The sequence below is a fragment of the Bradyrhizobium sp. CCBAU 53340 genome, assembly GCF_015291645.1.
Classification (GTDB): Bacteria; Pseudomonadota; Alphaproteobacteria; order Rhizobiales; family Xanthobacteraceae; genus Bradyrhizobium.
Map to the genome: position 1 here is coordinate 2,861,381 of NZ_CP030055.1, position 14,873 is coordinate 2,876,253.

17 protein-coding genes are annotated in these 14,873 nt (G+C 62.5%); 10 read left to right on the forward strand and 7 right to left on the reverse strand.

All coding sequences use genetic code 11. From position 1 onward, the window contains the following. The first annotated feature begins 187 nt into the window (after window positions 1–187). Window positions 188–1,012 carry a serine O-acetyltransferase gene (gene cysE / locus XH89_RS13460; RefSeq protein ID WP_194467513.1) on the forward strand — a complete coding sequence of 275 codons (825 nt, stop codon included), beginning with the start codon at window positions 188–190 and terminating at the stop codon, window positions 1,010–1,012. A gap of 123 nt (window positions 1,013–1,135) precedes the next feature. After that, window positions 1,136–1,354: a DUF3126 family protein gene (locus tag XH89_RS13465; protein ID WP_007602550.1), complete on the forward strand. Its 219-nt coding sequence runs from the start codon at window positions 1,136–1,138 to the stop codon at window positions 1,352–1,354. Between the two features lie 89 nt (window positions 1,355–1,443). Here the strand turns inward: XH89_RS13465 and XH89_RS13470 are convergent, their stop codons facing one another. Together XH89_RS13470 and XH89_RS13475 are read right to left on the reverse strand one after the other, a co-directional pair. Continuing rightward, entirely contained in the window at window positions 1,444–1,707 is a 264-nt protein-coding gene (locus XH89_RS13470) for a helix-turn-helix domain-containing protein (protein WP_194467514.1), read from the reverse strand. 188 nt (window positions 1,708–1,895) lie between these two features. Continuing rightward, window positions 1,896–2,222, reverse strand: a complete 327-nt coding sequence (locus tag XH89_RS13475) for a nuclear transport factor 2 family protein (RefSeq protein WP_194467515.1) — start codon at window positions 2,220–2,222, stop codon at window positions 1,896–1,898. Between the two features lie 113 nt (window positions 2,223–2,335). Here XH89_RS13475 and XH89_RS13480 point away from each other — a divergent pair, with 113 nt between their 5' ends. Further along, window positions 2,336–6,574 (forward strand): LuxR C-terminal-related transcriptional regulator, encoded by a 4,239-nt coding sequence (locus XH89_RS13480; RefSeq protein WP_194467516.1) that lies wholly within the window; start codon window positions 2,336–2,338, stop codon window positions 6,572–6,574. Window positions 6,575–6,627: 53 nt separating this feature from the next. Continuing rightward, a complete protein-coding gene (locus XH89_RS13485) occupies window positions 6,628–6,843 on the forward strand; it encodes a hypothetical protein (RefSeq protein ID WP_194467517.1) in 216 nt (71 codons plus the stop codon). 74 nt (window positions 6,844–6,917) lie between these two features. On the opposite strand, the gene XH89_RS13490 is transcribed toward XH89_RS13485, so the two are convergent. Continuing rightward, window positions 6,918–7,313, reverse strand: a complete 396-nt coding sequence (locus XH89_RS13490) for a PaaI family thioesterase (protein WP_246767823.1) — start codon at window positions 7,311–7,313, stop codon at window positions 6,918–6,920. A gap of 130 nt (window positions 7,314–7,443) precedes the next feature. Here XH89_RS13490 and XH89_RS13495 point away from each other — a divergent pair, with 130 nt between their 5' ends. After that, a complete protein-coding gene (locus XH89_RS13495; protein WP_194461977.1) occupies window positions 7,444–9,048 on the forward strand; it encodes an IS1182 family transposase in 1,605 nt (534 codons plus the stop codon). A 139-nt stretch (window positions 9,049–9,187) separates the two neighbouring features. Here XH89_RS13495 and XH89_RS13500 read toward each other — a convergent pair whose 3' ends face one another. Further along, complete coding sequence (locus XH89_RS13500; RefSeq protein ID WP_194467519.1) at window positions 9,188–9,907, reverse strand: hypothetical protein; 720 nt, start codon at window positions 9,905–9,907, stop codon at window positions 9,188–9,190. A gap of 222 nt (window positions 9,908–10,129) precedes the next feature. Between XH89_RS13500 and XH89_RS13505 the strand changes: the two genes are divergently transcribed. From XH89_RS13505 to XH89_RS13515, 3 genes are all read left to right on the forward strand, one after another. Then, window positions 10,130–10,459 (forward strand): hypothetical protein, encoded by a 330-nt coding sequence (locus tag XH89_RS13505; RefSeq protein WP_194467520.1) that lies wholly within the window; start codon window positions 10,130–10,132, stop codon window positions 10,457–10,459. Between the two features lie 78 nt (window positions 10,460–10,537). Then, window positions 10,538–11,068 carry a gamma carbonic anhydrase family protein gene (locus XH89_RS13510; protein ID WP_194467521.1) on the forward strand — a complete coding sequence of 177 codons (531 nt, stop codon included), beginning with the start codon at window positions 10,538–10,540 and terminating at the stop codon, window positions 11,066–11,068. Window positions 11,069–11,182: 114 nt separating this feature from the next. Next, window positions 11,183–12,880, forward strand: a complete 1,698-nt coding sequence (locus XH89_RS13515) for a PAS-domain containing protein (protein WP_194467522.1) — start codon at window positions 11,183–11,185, stop codon at window positions 12,878–12,880. A gap of 28 nt (window positions 12,881–12,908) precedes the next feature. Here the strand turns inward: XH89_RS13515 and XH89_RS13520 are convergent, their stop codons facing one another. Continuing rightward, window positions 12,909–13,073, reverse strand: a complete 165-nt coding sequence (locus tag XH89_RS13520) for a hypothetical protein (RefSeq protein ID WP_194467523.1) — start codon at window positions 13,071–13,073, stop codon at window positions 12,909–12,911. Further along, entirely contained in the window at window positions 13,070–13,300 is a 231-nt protein-coding gene (locus tag XH89_RS13525; RefSeq protein ID WP_194467524.1) for a hypothetical protein, read from the reverse strand. The genes XH89_RS13520 and XH89_RS13525 overlap by 4 nt, the downstream gene beginning before the upstream one ends. Before the next feature lie 95 nt (window positions 13,301–13,395). On the opposite strand from XH89_RS13525, the gene XH89_RS13530 reads away from it, so the two are divergent. Then, window positions 13,396–13,704 (forward strand): hypothetical protein, encoded by a 309-nt coding sequence (locus XH89_RS13530; protein WP_194467525.1) that lies wholly within the window; start codon window positions 13,396–13,398, stop codon window positions 13,702–13,704. Between the two features lie 102 nt (window positions 13,705–13,806). Continuing rightward, the gene (locus XH89_RS13535) at window positions 13,807–14,091 is read left to right on the forward strand and encodes a hypothetical protein (protein ID WP_194467526.1); all 285 of its coding nucleotides are present in this window, start codon (window positions 13,807–13,809) and stop codon (window positions 14,089–14,091) included. A gap of 218 nt (window positions 14,092–14,309) precedes the next feature. On the opposite strand, the gene XH89_RS13540 is transcribed toward XH89_RS13535, so the two are convergent. Continuing rightward, a complete protein-coding gene (locus XH89_RS13540; RefSeq protein ID WP_194467527.1) occupies window positions 14,310–14,801 on the reverse strand; it encodes a hypothetical protein in 492 nt (163 codons plus the stop codon). Between the last annotated feature and the right edge of the window lie 72 nt (window positions 14,802–14,873).

The window sequence follows — 14,873 nt, forward strand, 5'->3', positions numbered from 1 at the left end:
GCGAGACTCTGACCATTTTGAGCCGACCTTCCCGCCCGGGAGCGCCAGAAGAACCTGTTGTGTTTCAACGTGTTGGCATTCTTTCGCGAGGCAAGGCGCTGTTCACTCTCAGGCAAGCCCGTCAGGACTTTGTCGCCTACACTGTGCTATAGAGCCAACAAAACCCGCCTATTCGAAGAGAAAATCCATGGCAGTGCATCAGGTCAATCCGGGAGGAAAGCTCGCAACGCTCGATCCGATCTGGGATCGGATTCGCAGCGAAGCCGAGGACATCGTCCACCGCGAGCCCGAGCTTGCGACCTTCATCTATTCGACGGTGCTGCATCACAGCCGCCTCGAGGATTCGGTCGTCCACCGCGTCGCCGACCGCCTCGATCACTCGGCGCTGTCAGGCGATCTGGTGCGCCAGACCTATGACGAGGCCCTGCGCGACGACCCCGATCTCGGCAATGCCTTCCGCGCCGATCTCGTTGCCGTCTACGACCGCGATCCCGCGACCTCGCGCTTCATCGATCCCTTGCTCTACTTCAAGGGCTTTCACGCGCTCCAGACCCATCGCCTGGCGCACTGGCTGTATCTGAAGGGCCGCAAGGACTTTGCGTATTATCTGCAGAGCCGCGCCTCCGCGGTGTTCCAGACCGACATCAACCCCGCCGCGCGCATCGGCCGCGGCATCTTCCTCGATCACGCCACCGGCTTCGTCTGCGGCGAGACCGCTGTCATCGAGGACGACGTCTCGATTCTGCACGGCGTCACGCTCGGTGGCACCGGCAAGGAGAACGAGGACCGCCATCCGAAGATTCGTCACGGCGTGCTGATCGGCGCCGGCGCCAAGATCCTCGGCAACATCGAGATCGGTCATTGCGCGCGCATCGCGGCAGGCTCGGTCGTGGTCAAGCCGGTGCCGCACAACGTCACGGTCGCGGGCGTGCCTGCCAAGGTCGTCGGCGAGGCCGGCTGCGCCGAGCCGTCGCGCACGATGGACCAGATGATCAACGCGATGGGGCTTTGATCGCGTGCGTTCAGGGCCGGATTTGCCGGCCCTCTTCGTCCCCAAATTCTTTGGCAATTCATGCTGGCGGTTCGCCGCATCTCGTCCTAAAACCCGCCGACCAATTTTGATCGGAGACTTGCCGTGGACGTCAAAGAAGTCAGAAAGCTGGACGCGTATCTGAAACGCGTATTCGGCAATCCCAAGATCCGCGTCGTGCCGCGGCCGAAGAAGGACGACTCCGCCGAGGTCTATATCGGCGAGGAGTTCATCGGCGTGCTGTTCGTCGACGACGAGGACGACGATCGCTCGTTCCAGTTCCAGATGGCGATCCTCGAGGACGATCTGGTCGATCAAGAGTAGTGCGGCGATCCGCCCCGCGATGGGACCGCAGATGCCGCGGTCTCGTCGCCTTGTTTCCTTGCAAGCACGCGAAGCTGCGCGGTGCGGCCTCAGCCCTGCTTCCGTCTGGGAGTTATTTGCACGCGAAAACCCTTCGCCTCGATCGCGCGGATCAGATCCTGAAGATCGGGGGGCGGTGCTTTTTCGGGGGCAGCGGCTTCAGTCCGCGGCTCCATCAGTGCAGTCGGATTGACGTCAAAAATCTGCGCCACACGTCGTATCGTCGAGGCGATCGGAACGCGATTGCGATTTTCCCAAAGCCATACTGAAGCTGTGGTGACGCCGAGTTGATCGGCTAGCGCGGCGAGCGTCATCTTCCTCGCCTGCCGGAGTTCGCGGAGGCGTACTCCGAAGATTTGGTTCTTGCTCGTTCTCGGCAACCTCGGCCCCCCAGCGCTGAGGGCCTACGAGTTTCCGAGCGTTGCCGACATAACATATGTTAAGAAGGGCGAACCTGAGCGTCCTTTGGAGCCGCCATTGCGGTCAGGATCGCGCCGCAGGTCTAGTGTGAGCGAGCCAGGTTCAGCTCTTTGATCCTGCCAGCGGCGTCGAACGCAAAAAGCGCGTTCACAACGCCTGTACTCGTGACGTACGAGAGAATGGTCCCGTCGTGGTAGGGATTGAGATCATCCAATGACCCTGCCGGATATTTTTGGAGGCGATCAATCCAATCGGCACGAAGCGCCTCGCGGCCGGTAATGGTCTTGAAGCCGCCGAAGCCGCAGTGAACCACGGCGTCTTCGGCATACATATCCAAAATCGATTCAATATCTCCCGCGCGGTAGGCATCGAGCCAATCCACCGCCACGGCCATCGGGTCAAAGGACATATTGCTTACCTGCATACCGTCAAGAGACCGCGATTTAGGTAGGGTTAACCCTCCTAAGTCTCTTTCTACCAACGATTAATTGTATTTTAATGCGCCTACCCGGCCCCGGCCATATGCCGAAGGACATAGACGGCCGGGCCGAGGCACAGTTCATGTTAGACGTGACTGCGAAGCAGTGGATATTTCAGCGCATCCGGCTCTTGATCGTAGATCGACAACCCATCGTTCTACAGGGACTGAAATCGGTATTGGGGGCACAGCAGGACTTCGACGTGGTCGGATCGTCCTGCGATGGGGCGAGCTGCCTCGAAGCAATTCGGAAGCTGACACCCGACGTCGCGCTTGTTGCGGACACCTTGCCGGATCTGACGGTCTCCGAGATCCTCGCCATTGCGAAAGCTGAGAATCTTTCCACCCGCCTGGTCTTCTTTGCCGAGTCCGACACCAACGACGACCTGACCGCGGCTGTTGCTGCCGGCGAATGCAGCGCAATCTCGAAATATGCCTCCCCCGAGACGATGCTGCGATCGCTGAGGCTGATGGCCAAGCGCGGCGTGTCGCTGGAGCAGTCCGATCTCTCCTCAACCGGCGAGAACGCTGACGGCGGCAAGATTGAAAAGCTGCTGGAGCAATTGACGCAACGGGAGCGTCAAATCGTGCGGCTGGTGTCGGAAGGCATGTCGAACAAGGAGATCGCGCGCCAGCTCAACGTTTCCCAGGGGACGGTCAAAGTCCATCTGTACAATATTTTTCAGAAGCTCGAGATCACCAATAGAACGGTGCTCGCGACCATCGCGTTGCTGCAACGAACCTCGGTCTTCGGCACGCTCGCGCTGGCCTTTCTGGCGTTCGCCATTGCGGACGAACTCAAGGCGGCGGAAGCGAATGAGACGCTTCCGAACGGCATGCCTCCGAATGATGACAACGTCGGCCACGTGGCCGAGCACGGCGAATATGAACCCTGGAAGAAAGCCATTCTCCGGCACCGCGTCGCCTGGGAATCCAGCGAGACGCCCCCGCACACTCTGAGAGATTTCTTCGCCAAGCTGGGCCAAGTCGCGAGCCCGGCCGCAGCCATGGATGCGCTGCGCGCGGCCGAGGAATCCGCAAGCGCGAACCTGTGGAAAGGCTACGTTGGATCAAGCACGCTCAATCTTCTCGCGCTCTTGCCGCGAGGAACCGGCGACACCCAGGCTGGAAGTGACCCGGCGCCGGAACATCAAATCCCGCGCCCCACGTTCAATCCGATGTCGTTTGCAGGAGGATTGGGCACCTTCGCAAGTCTCGCCGGAGCGTTGATCTACGCCCTCCAAGACCCTCATCTCGCCGCACAGGCACACGAGGCAAGCAATGTCTCGATCGACAGTCCCCTGGGCCCCACCGGAGAGCATGCGGCGACGAAGGTGGCCACCATCACCGATGCCGACGCTCATCATGCACACAATGCGGCCCAAGCTTTTCTTTCGCAGGAGTCCCAGCAGCCTTCCGCGCTTGCGACCACCGATAGCGTGGCCAGCGGCAACCTTCATCATGTTGGCTTGACGGACCCTGGTCACGATGCCGGGCTTGGAGCCTATGATCAACTGATTGGTGGCAACGTTGTTCAGCGTTCCCCGATCGATTCCGGTTCGACCTCTTCCTCCTCCGCTTTCGATTTCGGATCCGGCTCGGGCAGGGTCAATCTTGCGGCTTTCGGAGCGCTGGCCTGGCTGCATATGACGGCAACAAGCAAGTCGATACCGCCCCATACAGTTGCCTGGATCTACAACGCCGCAACCAATGAAACGATCGTCTATGTGAATTCGACCGATCATAGTCTCGATATCGGCGATCACGGCCTGCTGGAAGTCCATCTGCAAGGGATGGTTTCCGTTGCGGAGTCGGATCTCGTCTCTCAGCCGGAAGTCGCGGCTGTTGCGATCACCCTGGAGCAACTCGAACAAGCGCTGCCATCGGCAACCGTCACCGACGAAACCGTTCAGAGTGCGGACAATGTCCATGCCACCGTCGCAGCGAGCGAGAGCACATCAGGGACTTCAGGATCTTGGAGCGTTCTGGCCGACGACGCTTCAAAGTTTCAGGTCGGACAGACTAGCGCCGGCTCAGGGGGATCGAAGAGCTCCGGTGGTTCGTCCACCGATGCAGCGGATACCGAGGAGAGCGATGGCGCCTCTGACGTACCTGCCCAACCGGTCGGGCTTGCTCATGGCGCGAAGCTTGCGGCAGTTGAAGCTCACGCATTGAAGAGCGAACCGATCGATGCGGACACCGGCGTTTCGCCGACCGCGCAGAACGAGATCGTCCAACCGAGCGTCGCACCAGCCACGGAGGCGGTTAATTCGGCGCCGGGCGATAGTTCCGAGCATCGCGCCGCGGCTTCAGAAGCAGACGGCATGGATCGCGGCAATTCCGGGCACGGAAAATCTGCCAACGCAGAGGAAGCAGCCGACAGTGTCGCGTCTGACGGCGCAACGGCCGACAGCGCGAGCCAGGGCAACTCGCAGCACGAGTCGGAGCCGGGATCCGCGAAGGCGGCAGAAGCACAGGACAAGGAGCACGGCAACTCGGCTCATTCGAACTCTGCAAGCGCAGCGCAAGCGGCCGAGAATGTCGCGCCGGACGCTGCCCCGGTCGACAGCGCGAGCCACGGCAATTCGCAGCACGCGTCGGAGCCGGGGTCCGCGAAGGCGGCCGAAGCACAGGACAAGGAGCAGGGCAACTCGGCTCACTCGAACTCTGTAAGCGCAGCGCAAGCGGCCGAGAGTGTCGCGCCGGACGCTGGTCCGGTCGTCAGCGCGAGCCACGGCAATTCGCAGCACGCGTCGGAGCCAGGATCCGCGAAGGCCGCAGCCACGGAGTTGGTTGAAGTTGGTCCGGGCAACGGCAGTGGAAATGGGCATCCCGATCCGGCATCGGACGCTGCGGCTGCGCCAGCGGGAGTGGCGGCGGCGGATCAGGGCGAGCATGGCAACTCCGGGCACCGTGCACAGTCAACCTCCACAAATACACCGGAAGCCGGGCTCGTCGGACCGAGCGACGCAACGGGCGGAAACGCCGGAGGTAACTCGCAGCACGCTGCGGAGCCAGGGCCTGCAAAGGCGGCCACCGAATTGGCCGAAGCTGACCTCGCGCCAGGCAACGGCGTCGGCAATGACAACGGGCATCCTGATCCAGCTCCGCACGCCGCGGACGTGTCGGCGTCGGCGACATCAGATCGAGGCGAACACGGCAACTCCGGGCACGATGCACAGTCGACCTCTGCAAACCCACCGGAGGCCGGGCTCGTCGAGCCGAACAACGCAACGGACGGGAACGCCGGAGGTAACTCGCAGCACGCTGCGGAGCCAGGTTCTGCAAAGGCGGCCACCGAATTGGCCGAAGCGGACCCCACACCGGCTAACGGCGGCGGCAATGATAACGGGCATCCCGATCCGGCATCGGACGCTGCGGCTGCGTCAGCGGGAGTGACGGCGGCGGATCAGGGCGATCACGGCACCTCCGGGCACGATGCACAGTCGACCTCTACAAATACACCGGAAGCCGGGCTCGTCGGACCGAGCGACACAACGGGCGGAAACGCCGGAGGTAACTCGCAGGACGCTGTGGAGCCTGGTCCTGCAAAGGCGACAGCTACCGAATTGGCCGAAGCTGACCTCGCGCCGGGCAACGGCGTCGGCAATGACAACGGGCATCCCGATCCGGCATCGGACGCTGCGGCTGCGTCAGCGGGAGTGACGGCGGCGGATCAGGGCGATCACGGCAACTCCGGGCACGATGCGCAGTCGACCCCTGCAAACACACCGGATGCCGGGCTCGTCGAGCCGAACAACGCAACGGGCGGGAGCGCCGGAGGTAACTCGCAGGACGCTGCGGAGCCAGGTCCTACAAAGACGACCGCCACCGAATTGGCCGAAGCTGACCCCACACCGGCTAACGGCGTCGGCAATGACAACGGGCATCCCGATCCAGCTTCGCACGCCGCGGATGCATCAACGGTTGTGGCGACGGCAGATCAGGCCGGACCCGGCGACGCGCAGCACGCCGTGCAATCTCCTGCAACCGCGGAAGAAGCCGCACAGCCGGCTAATGCTGCGCCCGAGGCCATCGCAGCAGATCAAGGATTGGTGTTCCGTTTCGATAGCGTGGCAACTCCTCCCGCTGTCGTCGCGGTCGTTGGGCCTGAACAGCTCAATGATCTGGTCGATTCGCACGTCCCGCCCGGCCAGGTCGAGGTCCTCGGGATGATCGTCAATACAGTCTCGGACGTACCGGACGCGCACGCCGCCAACCATGGCAACAGCGCCGCTCCGCATCATCTCATTGTATCTGCGACTCATGATCTGCTGATTTGAAGTGCTGCATTCTCATCGACTGAATATGCGCCGGCGCGCGATAAGAGGACCGGATGTTGAACAGGCGACAAACGAGGACTGGAGACGCGGCTTTCGTCGATATCAATAGCCGGGACCGGGACAAGCGAATATTGGAAGAACGCCTTGAACGCTGCCGCCAACTCGCCAAGGACTTCTCGACCGGGCCGACGGCGGCGCATATCCGCGAGATAGAGGCCGCGCTCCTAGACGACCTTCGCGCCCTGGCAAGCGAAGATCCACAATCTTAAGGGCGAAATCCGGAAGGCTGGATCTGCCGACGACTGCGATGAAGAAAAGCGTCTGTGCTGTTCGCTGCGGCGTCCTATGCCTTCGCGAGAATCCGTAGCCGCGCGACGGCGTCTGCGACAGTGATGCCCGCGGCGTCGATCAGCTCGGCCTGCACGACCATGTCGCGCTCCGTCCGTTCAATCACTCGCGCCCGCGCAGTGATAATTCCCACTGCTGCAGGTTTCAGGAAGCGCGTGTCGAGACTCCTCGTGACCACGATCAGGCCAGGCGAGAGCTTTGCGAGGGCGCAAATCCCGGTTGCGGAGTCCAGCATCGCCGCCAGGAATCCGCCCTGAATGGTCCCATGCCTGTTGGTGAATGCGACCTGGGCCTGAAAGCGGATCAGCGCTTGCCCGCTCTCGTCAAAGCCAAGCCATTCGCGGCCGAGCAATCGAGCCCCGGGCGGAAGATTTGCCGTCGCGTCGCTCACATCGATCACCCTGACTTTGAGCCCGGCTTTGCATCATTCGAATTTTCCGATGATGACACGATGCCCCTGTTTTGCCCGACGAGGCTGGGCAAGAACGTTGGATCTCAGGAGTTGATGTAGGATTCGTCTTATGGCGAATCGCACATTCAAGACCGGAGAGAGCCGGGAGCAACCCAGTCTGCTTCCCGCTCGGATTGAGGACTATGTCGGGCCGGACAATCCGGTCCGGGCGATCGAGAGCTTCGTTCATGTCCTCGACCTTGCCAAACTCGGCTTTCGCCATGCGGGCCGCAAGGCTGAAGGGGCCGGCCAGCCGCCGTACGATCCGGCCGATCTGCTGAAGCTCTACCTTTACGGCTACATCAACCAAATCAGGTCGTCGCGTCGGTTAGAGCGGGAGGCCTGCCGCAATCTGGAACTAATCTGGCTTCTGAAGAATCTGAAGCCGGGTTATCGGACGATCGGCAACTTCCGCAAAGAGAACTGGGCGGCTCTGAAGGCGGCCAACCGCAGCTTCGTGCTGCTGATGCGCGAGCTCGGTCTTGTCGGCGGCAGCGTTGTTGCGATTGACGGCTCGTTCTTCCATGGCAACGCCAGCAAGGCCAGCATCTTTACGCGCAAGAGGCTTGCCGATCAGATCGCAAAGCTGGACCAGGAGATCGAGGCTTACGGCAAGTCTCTTGAGGACAATGATGCCGCGGAAGCCAAGAAGCCGGGCAAGGATGGGGCTGATGGCGGCGACGGAGATGGTGGCGACATCGGCGAGAAGGTTGCGGCGCTGATGACAAAGCGCTCGCGCGCCCAAGCCGATCTTGTTCGGTTGGAAGAGAATGACCAGACGCAGCTGTCCCTGACAGATCCGGATGCCCGGCTTCTGGTCAAGAGCGGCCAAGGGGTTGCAGGCTACAATGTGCAGACCGCAGTCGACGACAAGCACAAGCTCATTGTCGCCAGCGAGGTGGTGAACGACAGCAGCGATGTCGGCCAGCTACATGCACTGGCCGTAGCGGCAAAGGAGTCCCTTGAGGTCAAGGCCCTGCAGGCGCTGGCAGATGAGGGCTATTACAGCAGTCGCGAACTGAAGGCCTGTGAGGACGATGGCATCACGGCCTATGTTCCGGTGCCGGAGGGCAACGCCCGGCTCGAGAAGCAAGGCCGCTTCGCCCTCAAGGACTTCAACTATGATGGCGCATCCGACACCTACCGTTGTCCCGCCGGCCATCAGCTACATCCGATGAAGAGCAGGCAGAAGAACACCAGTGGCCGCATCGAGATCCGCTACGCGGCGCGCGGAGCGACCTGCAAGACCTGCCCACTCAAGGTCTGTTGCCTCGCGTCGAACGCGACCAACCGGACGATCGGTCGCTGGGAGCATGAAGACGTTCTTGAACGTCACCGCGCGCGGATGCAGGGCGCAGGCGAGCTGATGCGCCGTCGTTCGGGGATTGTCGAGCATCCGTTTGGCACGCTCAAATGCCGTGCCGGCTACCGTCATTTCCTGGTCCGCGGTTTCGACAAGGTCCGCGGCGAGTGGAGCCTGATGGCGCTCTGCTACAACTTCACACGCGTGCTCAACATCCTTGGGTTCGACGCGTTTCTGGCTGCGCTGGCAAAGACGCTCGCTCCTTGCCGATCCACCCTCGCAGCCCTGCTGAAGGGCATCCAGGTTGCTCTAGGGGCCTTCTGGGCCAATATACAGCCACGGCTAGCAATCGGCCGGTTCGCTCCGGCCTGAGGGCGCCAACGACCAATTCTTGCCCAGCCTCGACGGGTCAAGCAAAATTCGAAAAAGACGAAGTTGCGAAAATGCAGGAGCTGCCAGTCGCCCGGCTACTGTGCATGGGGTTGTTTTCGAGTTTTTGTCGCGGCCGGGCTCAGCCCTTCGGCCCGCGCAGCTGCGCCGTCAGCTTGTCCATCGCCTCCGCGACGTCGCGCCATTGCGACAGCCAGCTGCGTGGAAAGCGGAAGGTGAGGTCGGCGGCGCCGACGCGGCGCTCGGACAGGCACATGCCGGGCGTCGATGCATCGCGCGTGCAGCGCGCCGTCAGCACAGGCGAGCTTGCGGAATACAGATCCTCGCTGCCATAGGGCGTGTCGCTGCGGAACGGGCGCATCGTCAGTCCGTCCTCCGTGGTCGTGGCTGACAGCTCGAGATAGCGCGGATAGATCGTCGTCGTTCGCTGCTCCGGCGAGAGCGCATCGTGATGCGCCGCGATCGACAGGAAGATGCGGTCGATCGGCTGCATGGCCGTGTCGACGGTGTCGGCGGTCACGTGCCGCGGTCCATTCGGTGCTTGCAGCGACGGATAGAGGAAATCGAGATCGATGCGCTCCTGCGGCCCGGAGTGCCGCTGGATCTTCATCCGGATCGCGGAGATCGGCAGGTTGAACAGCGTGCCGCCGACGCTCACCGGCAGCTTGTCCGGCGCCTCCGCGCCGCCCGTGCTCCAGGTCGGCCACAGCAGATAGGCAACCAGCGCGATCGCGCTCGCCGCGAACACGCCGGTGAGGGCGAGCGGGATGAGATGCGCCCGGGCGCGCGACCTTGCGCTTGTCCTGGAAGGTCGAGGGGAGATTGCCGAAAACACCGTCATGACGTCGCGCAAATGGACCGGAAGTCGGCCGGTGGCCGACGAATCACCGGCGAATATGCCACGCGGCGGCGATTTCGCGGAAGGTTCCCGGCTGCTGGGAACGGGAGGGGGCCCTGCGCGGAGCGGGCGGCGCCGTTAACCTTCGCTTAAGGATAATGTAGCGTTAACCGGCACTATTTGTCACAGGAAGCCACTCGTGTTGCGTATGGGCGGACCGTTCCGATGACACCCGAAGCTCTCAATACTCTCTTCTCGATCTGCATCGGTTTTGCGCTCGCGGGCGCCCTCGCCAATGGCTACCAGGCGCTGTCGCAGAGGCCGGCCGGATTCGGCCTGTTGCAGGAGGGCGTGGCCCCCAGGACGTTTGCGGCGGTGCCGTTCCTGGTGTTTGCGGCCCCCTTCATCATCATGCGCAACACGCTGCGGGGCATGCGGCTGGAAAGCCGCCGCGTGGAGTTCGTGATGATGGCGACCATCATTGCCGGCTTCTGGAGCATGATGAGCGGCACCTTCTTCCTGATGACGCTGCGCGCGACCGGCGTGCTGGGCTGACGCCTTGCCGGGCTGCGCGGGCGGCCCTTTGCCTCCGCGCCGTCGTTTCGCTATGGCTTAGGGCGACAGGAGACCTCTATGGCGATCTACGAGCTCGACGGGCAGGCGCCCGATCTTCCCGCTGACGGCAATTACTTCATTGCGGAGACTGCGACCGTGATCGGCCGCGTGCGCCTGAAGCCGGGCGCCAGCGTCTGGTTCGGCGCAGTGCTGCGCGGCGACAATGAGTGGATCGAGATCGGCGAGGGCGCCAACGTGCAGGACGGCTCGACCTGCCATACCGATCTCGGTTTCCCGCTCGTGATCGGAAAGAATTGCACCGTCGGCCACAACGTCATCCTGCACGGCTGCACCATCGAGGAGGGTGCGCTGATCGGCATGGGCTCGATCGTGATGAACGGTGCGAAGATCGGACGCAACAGCATCGTCGGCGCCGGCTCGGTCATCACCGAGGGCAAGGAGTTTCCCGAACGCTCGCTGATCATCGGCTCGCCCGCACGAGTGATCCGCACTCTCGACGATGCCCAGGTCCAGAGGATGGGAAGCGCCGCGAAGTTCTATGTCGCCAACGGCCCGCGCTTCAAGAAGGGCCTGAAGCGGATCGGCTGACGTCCTCGACGCAGCACGCGGGTTCCATACCGTAAGAATACCGGATGGTACTTTAATCCTCCGCTAGCGCAATTGTGGCTATCGTGGACCGTTTCAACCAGTGGGAGCGGCGCCATGGACGCTGCAGTGGGAACCGGCCTCGCTTCCGGAACCAGGTTTTTAAAGAAATTTGTCCGGTTTGCGCGCGGCGTCGACACTCTGAGCGTTGCGGAGAAGGTGTACAGCATCGCGGGCTTCCTCGCGATCGTCACCATCTTCCTGCTCGTGATGTCGATCCAGACGGTACGATTGCAGACGACCTATCGCCACATGCATGTGACCTCCGCAGAGGCCGAGATCGGCATCGGCCGCATCAACGCGCTGATCTACGCCATTGTGATGGAATCGCGCGGCATCTACATGTCCGCCGATCGTGGTGCGGCGAAACCGTTCGCCGACGCACTGGTGCGACGCAACAGCGAGCTTGCGGAGACCGTGAAGAGCATGGAGCGGACCGTCGATGGCGACGAGGCCGAACTATTCTCCACTTTCCAGCAGCGCATCGCTCAGTTCATTGATTTCCGCCAGGAGCTGGTGCGGCGCGGACTCGAGATCAGTCCCGCCGCAGCCCGCGAGTGGGGCGACAATGATGCCAACCGAACCCTGCGCAGCAAGCTCAACAGCGACCTCGAGGCACTCGAACGCATTTATGGCGAGCGCGCCCGCCGGGCGGATGAACTCGCCGACGAGAACCGCTACGCCGCCGCGTATCTGTTCATGCTCGGCCTGGCGGCTCTGCTTCTGGCGGGGCTGAACGTCGTCGTGATGCGCGGCTCGGTGGTCGGCGCGCTGGCCGACATCACGCAGGCGACCGACCGGATCGCGCAAGGCGACGTCAAGAGCGAGGTGCCGCATCTGAGCCGCCATGACGAGATCGGGCGTCTTGCACGCGCCGTCCAGAACTTCCGTGACGCCATAGCGCGCATCTTCGAGCTCGAAGAGCTCGAGCTCGGCACTGCGCAGGCGCGCGATGCGGCGATGACCGAGCGCGACAAGTTCAACGACAAATACCAGGCCAAGAAGTGGCAGCTCTCGGCCGCGATCAACAGCATGCCGCAGGGCCTGATCATGCTCGACGGCAAGGCCGAGGTGGTCGCCATGAACGCCAATTACCGCAAGATCTACAATCTGCCCGAGACGATCCAGGCGGGCTCGACGCTCGAGGAGATCCTCCAGCACCGGGTCAAGAGCGGATTGTTCAGCGGCGACGCCACGAAATATGTTGGGGCTGTTCTCGAACGCATCGCCAAGCGTGAGCCGACGGCCTATGAGATCAACTTGAATGACGGCCGCACCATCAAGATCTACGAAAGGCCAATGGACGGCGGCGGCTGGGTATCGGTGCAGGAGGACGTGACCGAACAACGTCAGCGCGAGCGCATGCTGGAGCGGATGGAGCGCTTCCTCGCCACCATCATCGAGAACGTGACCGAAGGCATCATCGCCAAGGATGCGCGCAATTTGCGCTATCTGTTCATCAACAAGGCTGCCGAAAAGCAGATTGGCATGTCGCGCGGCGACATCGTCGGCAAGACAGCGCGTGAGCTGTTTTCCACGGAAACCGCCGATCTGATCGAGCAGCGCGACAAGCAGCTGCTAGCCCAGCAGCAGCAACTCGAGCCGATTACGGATACGATCAACAACCCGATCCGCGGTCTGCGCCGGGTGTCATGGCGGCGCCTCCAAATCGGCGGAACCGGAGAGGACTCGCATATCTTCGTGACCATGGTCCAGGATCTCGGCAAGGACAAGGAGATCGGCGCCGCCGCGTAGCGGCTGGCGCGGGCCAGGCGGGGGAGCGTCAGTTTCCCTCGGATTCGCGCTCGTCGATCGCGCCCGCGACTTTCTCGTGGCCAGCTGCCCACAGGGCGTGCTCGTCACTGCCGTCTGAGTAAGGATTGGCTTCAGCCGGAATGTTCTCGCGCGCCGCGCGTTCGCCCTCTGCGAAGGGATCGCGATCCATCATCGTGATCTTGCCTTTCTGGTTCTGGAGCGCGCCGCAGCCTTGTCCGTCATGTCGTCAAGCCGCGCGCTCTTGCGCAAGGCGTCCCTGAGGTCGATGGGAATGCCGTGCTTCTTCAGAAGGTCGGCGAAGGCCTCATCTGCGAGCTCTTGAAACGTCGCCATCCGGTCGCGCCCCAATTGCTTCAGCTTGTCGAACGTATCCTCGTCGAACGCGATCAGTTTGCGCATGATCGTGCTTGCCTTTCTGTTTCAAGCTGATGTGAGGGGATTTGTTCCGGAACCTGTCTTTGCTGCAACCGTTGATGGAGCGAGGAGAATTTCCGATGAGCAAATTGTCCGCAAGCGCTTCGATCAGGACGTTGATCGTCGTCTTCGGCCTTGCCGCGATGCCGGCGATGTCCTTCGCGCAAGGCGCCGGCGGGTCGAGCGGATCAACTGGCGGCGTTACCAATGCACCGGCGCCGCCACCCGGCACCAACAGCCTTGGCACGGCGCAATCCTCCGGCGCCAACACGGCGCCCGGCGTCACCACCGGCGCAGCCTCCGGTACCAATCCCGACGCTGATGCGACGGTGAGCGCCGAGAATCGGTTGCTCGACAAGAAGATGAAGAGCATCTGTCGCGGCTGCTGAGGCTCGCGTGGAAGTGAGCCCGTCCGCCTATCATCAAGGCGCGAGTGACATTAGCTTGGCCTCGTTTTGAAGCTTGGAGCGTTTCCACGCGGGGGATGAGTGATGTTACGCAAGAAGGTGATGGCTGCATTGGCCGTCGCGGCAGTCGGTCTCGCAGCGCCCCAGGCGGCGCAGGCGCGGGGTGGTTTCTGGCCGGGCGTCGCAATCGGCGCCGGTATCGCAGGCGCCGGTTATTACGGCCCGTATGGCTATGGCTATCCTTACTACGGCGCTCCCTATTATTACGGCCTCGGCTATGAGGATTACGGCGCGCAGTGCTACCCCGCGCGGCAGCGCGTGATGACGCAATGGGGCTGGCGCGTTCGCCGCGTTCAGGTCTGCGAATAGGGGCTGCGACTGGCGCGGGTGCCCGGCTGAGGCACCCGAATACCGCGGGGCCAAAAAACAAGGCCGTTGACGCAGTATACCGTCAACGACCTTGCCAGCCCCGGACATTGAAATCGGCTCACGCCATCCGGTATGCGCGAACATCGCGCGGAATCACACGGACGAATGTGATCCATTTCACAAGTGACGAAAATAAAAGGGTATGACGCGGGATCTAATCAGCCCCGAGAGCGTTTGGCGGCGCTGGCGTGCCGGTGGCGCGCGGGTTTCCTCGGAGTAACCGAGGGCGTGTCGGCCTCGTTAGCCCGGACGCTGGCAAAAGACTGCCGCAACCCGTCGATGGATTCGTTCAGATTGGCGACCTGCTCCGACAGGCGCTTGGTGTCGGCCTGCTGCGAGGCGAGCAGCTTCTTCATGGTCAAAAGCTGATCCTGCACGACCTGGAGCTGGTCGATCGATTCCTGCTGGGTCGCCTCCAGCCCCTTGGTCTTCTCGACGAGCTGCTCGGAGGCCTGTGCGGCCCGCGCCTGAAGCTGCCGCGACACCACAACCCGGTCGGTCTCCGGCGTGGCGCCGGTATAGGCGCGCCAGATCGCGATCGAGGTGACCCCGGCAATCAGCAGCAGCAGCGCCGCCGCCGTCAGCGCGATCGGCTGGGCACCGAGACGAAGGAGGGAATTGGACGATGTGTCCTCTGCGAGATCGATCATCGCTGACAAAATCCAAATTGAATCTTGGTGAGTGGCGAAGAGCGGCAGCACTAGAGCGCAGTACGAGGCGGC

Excerpts from the sequence above, each read along its gene's own strand:
- XH89_RS13485 (WP_194467517.1), top strand. The coding sequence starts at position 6,628 with ATGTTGAACAGGCGACAAACGAGGACTGGAGACGCGGCTTTCGTCGAT.
- XH89_RS13530 (WP_194467525.1), top strand. The coding sequence starts at position 13,396 with ATGAGCAAATTGTCCGCAAGCGCTTCGATCAGGACGTTGATCGTCGTC.
- XH89_RS13535 (WP_194467526.1), top strand. The coding sequence starts at position 13,807 with ATGTTACGCAAGAAGGTGATGGCTGCATTGGCCGTCGCGGCAGTCGGT.
- XH89_RS13540 (WP_194467527.1), bottom strand. The coding sequence starts at position 14,801 with ATGATCGATCTCGCAGAGGACACATCGTCCAATTCCCTCCTTCGTCTC.
- XH89_RS13510 (WP_194467521.1), top strand. The coding sequence starts at position 10,538 with ATGGCGATCTACGAGCTCGACGGGCAGGCGCCCGATCTTCCCGCTGAC.
- XH89_RS13475 (WP_194467515.1), bottom strand. The coding sequence starts at position 2,222 with ATGTCCTTTGACCCGATGGCCGTGGCGGTGGATTGGCTCGATGCCTAC.
- XH89_RS13480 (WP_194467516.1), top strand. The coding sequence starts at position 2,336 with ATGCCGAAGGACATAGACGGCCGGGCCGAGGCACAGTTCATGTTAGAC.
- XH89_RS13515 (WP_194467522.1), top strand. The coding sequence starts at position 11,183 with ATGGACGCTGCAGTGGGAACCGGCCTCGCTTCCGGAACCAGGTTTTTA.
- XH89_RS13470 (WP_194467514.1), bottom strand. The coding sequence starts at position 1,707 with ATGACGCTCGCCGCGCTAGCCGATCAACTCGGCGTCACCACAGCTTCA.
- cysE (WP_194467513.1), top strand. The coding sequence starts at position 188 with ATGGCAGTGCATCAGGTCAATCCGGGAGGAAAGCTCGCAACGCTCGAT.
- XH89_RS13495 (WP_194461977.1), top strand. The coding sequence starts at position 7,444 with ATGGCGAATCGCACATTCAAGACCGGAGAGAGCCGGGAGCAACCCAGT.
- XH89_RS13505 (WP_194467520.1), top strand. The coding sequence starts at position 10,130 with ATGACACCCGAAGCTCTCAATACTCTCTTCTCGATCTGCATCGGTTTT.
- XH89_RS13520 (WP_194467523.1), bottom strand. The coding sequence starts at position 13,073 with ATGATGGATCGCGATCCCTTCGCAGAGGGCGAACGCGCGGCGCGCGAG.
- XH89_RS13500 (WP_194467519.1), bottom strand. The coding sequence starts at position 9,907 with ATGACGGTGTTTTCGGCAATCTCCCCTCGACCTTCCAGGACAAGCGCA.
- XH89_RS13525 (WP_194467524.1), bottom strand. The coding sequence starts at position 13,300 with ATGCGCAAACTGATCGCGTTCGACGAGGATACGTTCGACAAGCTGAAG.